Source organism: Castellaniella sp., assembly GCF_034007085.1.
Lineage (GTDB): Bacteria > Pseudomonadota > Gammaproteobacteria > Burkholderiales > Burkholderiaceae_B > Castellaniella.
Genome location: NZ_JAVERO010000197.1, coordinates 1 through 3,126, shown reverse-complemented (window position 1 = coordinate 3,126; position 3,126 = coordinate 1). Strand labels below are relative to the sequence as shown.

The following is a 3,126-nucleotide window of genomic DNA, read 5'->3' as shown; positions in this document are numbered from 1 at the left end:
CGTTCAAGCAAGGGCAAGACAGCCAGGCCATCACCGACGCAACACACGTCATAGCCTGCCGCCTGCAGGTAGGTTCGCAGCACCTCGGCCAGCTTGGGTTCGTCCTCGACCACCAGAATCCGCATGTCTCACCCCTCGCGCATCCCGGCAGGTCCGTCCGGCGCAGCCATCGTCGGATGATCCGTCGACGGCCATTCGATGCGAATCGACAGCCCGCCCAAGTCGGACGGGGCTGCCGAAATCCTGCCACCATGCGCGTGAACAATGGACCGGCAGATCGCCAGGCCCAGACCTGACCCACCATGGAGACGACTGCGCGAGGACTCCACCCGGTACAGACGATCGAACAGCTTTGGCAACTGATCAGGCGCGACCGCAGGCGCGCTGTCGGCAATTTCCAGCACGATGCCACCATCGCAACGGTTGGCCCGCAGCCGCACACGTCCCGGACTGTCGGTGTAGCACAGGCTGTTTTCCAGCAGATTCGCCAGCAATTGCTCCAGGCGCCGCTCATCGCCGGACAGCTGCAGGCCGGGCTCGATGTCCTGACCCAGAGCCATGCCGGCCCGGGCATAGCGATCCCGCACCGCATCCAAGGCCCGCGCCGCCAGCGCCGAAAGGTCCAGCGGACGCATGTGGTAATCCAGTGCACCCGCATCAGCCAGGGACAACTCGCGCAGATCGTCCACCAGCCGGCTCAGGCGTCCGATCTCGTGGGCCAGTGAAGCCAGCGCCGCCTCGTCTGGCGCACGCAATCCATCCTGCAGAATCTCGATTTCCCCACGCAGCACGGCCAGGGGAGTCCGCAGTTCGTGGGAAATGTCCGCCATCAGTTCCCGGCGCAGGCGTGCGTTGCGCGCCAGGCTGTGCGCCAGACGGTTGAAGTCGCGTGCCAGGCGTCCGAGTTCGTCGGGCGATCCGACCCGCACCCGAGTATCGAAATCCCCATCGGCCAGCCTGCGGGTGGCCTGGGCGATGCGCCGCACCGGCACCAGCAACAGACGCGCCAGCAGCAGACTGACCAGGGCCGCCAACAGCACCGACAGACCGACGATCACCCAGGTCGCCCGCAATTGCCGGGTCTGGAAGCGGTGATCGATTTCATCGTTGACGAGCATGGACATGAAGGAAGGGCTGAGCAGCCACCCCACTGGCCGGCCCTCGACCAGGATGGGATGGCGGGTCAGATCTTCTGCCGGCCGCCCCCGGGGTCCAGCCAACCAGTTGCCTTCGGCATCCAGCAGCGTGACGCGCATCGGCCGGCCACTATGATCAGGCCCGCCGTGATCCCCTGGCCGGATGAAACGCCAGGGGCGCAGACTACGCCCCCAGCGATCACCGCCCTCGGCCAGGAAACCCCAGCCCCCAGCCTCGACATAATCGGCCGCCAGCGTCTGCGCCAGATTGTCCAGCCGTTGTGTTTCGCGTTCCCGGACATAATCGCCAAAGCCACTGTCGAAGCTGTAGCGCACCGCCATGCCCATGGCGAGCGCCACGACGATGCAGGTCGCCAGGATGGCCAGGAACAGCTTGAATGTGATGCTGGATCGCATGGAGAGTCTTGTCCGCCTTGTCTGCGCACGGGGGGGCGCCCCTTGCTGCCTGCACGGCGGTCCTAGGGATCTCTGGAATCAAAAGTGCCCTAGGACCGGATCTGTTCCAGCGCCCGCGCCAGCGTATCCACGGTACGCTGGACGTTGTGCAGCTTGTCCAGCCCAAACAGACCAATGCGGAAGGTCTTGAACCCAGCGGGCTCATCGCAGGCCAACGGCACGCCGGCGGCAGCCTGCACACCGACTGCCGCGAACTTGCGCGTCGTGTGAATGCCGTCGTCGGTGGTATAGCTGACGACCACACCAGGCGCTTCGAAACCAGGTGCCGCGACACTCTTGAAACCGCGTTCACGCAACAATGCGCGCACGGCCTGCCCCAGTTGCTGCTGTTCGGCCTTGACCCGGTCAGTGCCATAGGCCTGGGTTTCGGCCATCACGTCACGCAGCACGGCCAGGGAATCCGTCGGCAGGGTCGTGTAGTAGGCATGAGTGCCCTGCTCGTAGGCTTCCATGATGCCCAGCCACTTGCGCAGGTCGCAGGCAAAACTGGTGCTTTGCGTGGTTTCGATGTGCCGGCGGGCGGCCGCGCCCAGCATCACCAGCCCGCAACCCGCCGAGGATGTCCAGCCCTTTTGCGGTGCCGAGATCAGCACATCCACGTGGGCATCGCGCATGTCCACCCAGATCGCGCCCGAGGCGATGCAATCCAGCACGAACAGGCCACCCGCCTGATGCGTGGCATCGGCCACCTGGCGAATGTAGTCGTCAGGCAGCATGATGCCGGAAGCCGTTTCCACATGCGCGGCGAAGACGACTTCGGGCTGGAATTCGTGGATCGCCGCAATGACCTCGTCCACGGGCGGCGGCGCAAAAAAGGGCTGATCGCCGGATTCGATCGGACGGGCCTTGAGCACCCGTTCTGCCGACGGGATGCGGCCGGTCTCGAAGATCTGGCTCCAGCGATAGCTGAACCATCCATTGCGGATCACCAGACAGCGCCGACCGGTGGCAAACTGGCGCGCAACGGCCTCCATGCCAAAGGTGCCGCTGCCTGGAATCACGATGGCGGAATGCGCCCCATACACCGACTTGAGCGTACGCGAAATATCGCGCATCACCTGCTGGAACGATGTGGACATGTGGTTCAGGGCACGGTCGGTGTAGACCACCGAATATTCCAGCAAGCCCTCGGGATCGACATTGGGCAACAATCCAGGCATGGCTCTCTCCGACGGAACAATGCTCCGATTGTAGCCCCCAGTCTTGTCCGACATGGTTCATGCGCCTCGCAAAAGACGCCGTGCGGTGCTGACCTGCGGCAGTCGACACAGTACAATTCCGGGTGGTGCCCATGTCGCCCGCGAAATGCCTCTCGGCATAACCCCCGGACACCCGTTTCGCTTACAGAACCAAAAACAGGACCACTCCTGCGCACGGTCGCGCCCCCGCGGACAGCGCTGCAAGAGCGGGCAAGGAGATTCGATGGAACCCACCTTGACGACCGATCCATCCACAGACGCGGCAGCCCATGCATCCGGGCCCCTGCCTTCCCGCTTGATCCGCCGCGAGCCCA

Annotated in this window: 2 protein-coding genes; both read right to left on the bottom strand. The window is 64.5% G+C overall.

The genetic code is table 11. The features are described from left to right. Window positions 1–128 precede the first annotated feature (128 nt). Entirely contained in the window at window positions 129–1,553 is a 1,425-nt protein-coding gene (locus tag RBR29_RS11610; protein ID WP_320349440.1) for an ATP-binding protein, read from the bottom strand. An 89-nt stretch (window positions 1,554–1,642) separates the two neighbouring features. After that, window positions 1,643–2,773, bottom strand: a complete 1,131-nt coding sequence (locus RBR29_RS11605) for an aminotransferase class V-fold PLP-dependent enzyme (protein ID WP_320349438.1) — start codon at window positions 2,771–2,773, stop codon at window positions 1,643–1,645. Window positions 2,774–3,126: the final 353 nt, after the last annotated feature.

Bases quoted from the DNA above. Each gene is read 5' to 3' on its own strand.
- RBR29_RS11610 (WP_320349440.1), bottom strand. From the start codon at position 1,553: ATGCGATCCAGCATCACATTCAAGCTGTTCCTGGCCATCCTGGCGACC.
- RBR29_RS11605 (WP_320349438.1), bottom strand. From the start codon at position 2,773: ATGCCTGGATTGTTGCCCAATGTCGATCCCGAGGGCTTGCTGGAATAT.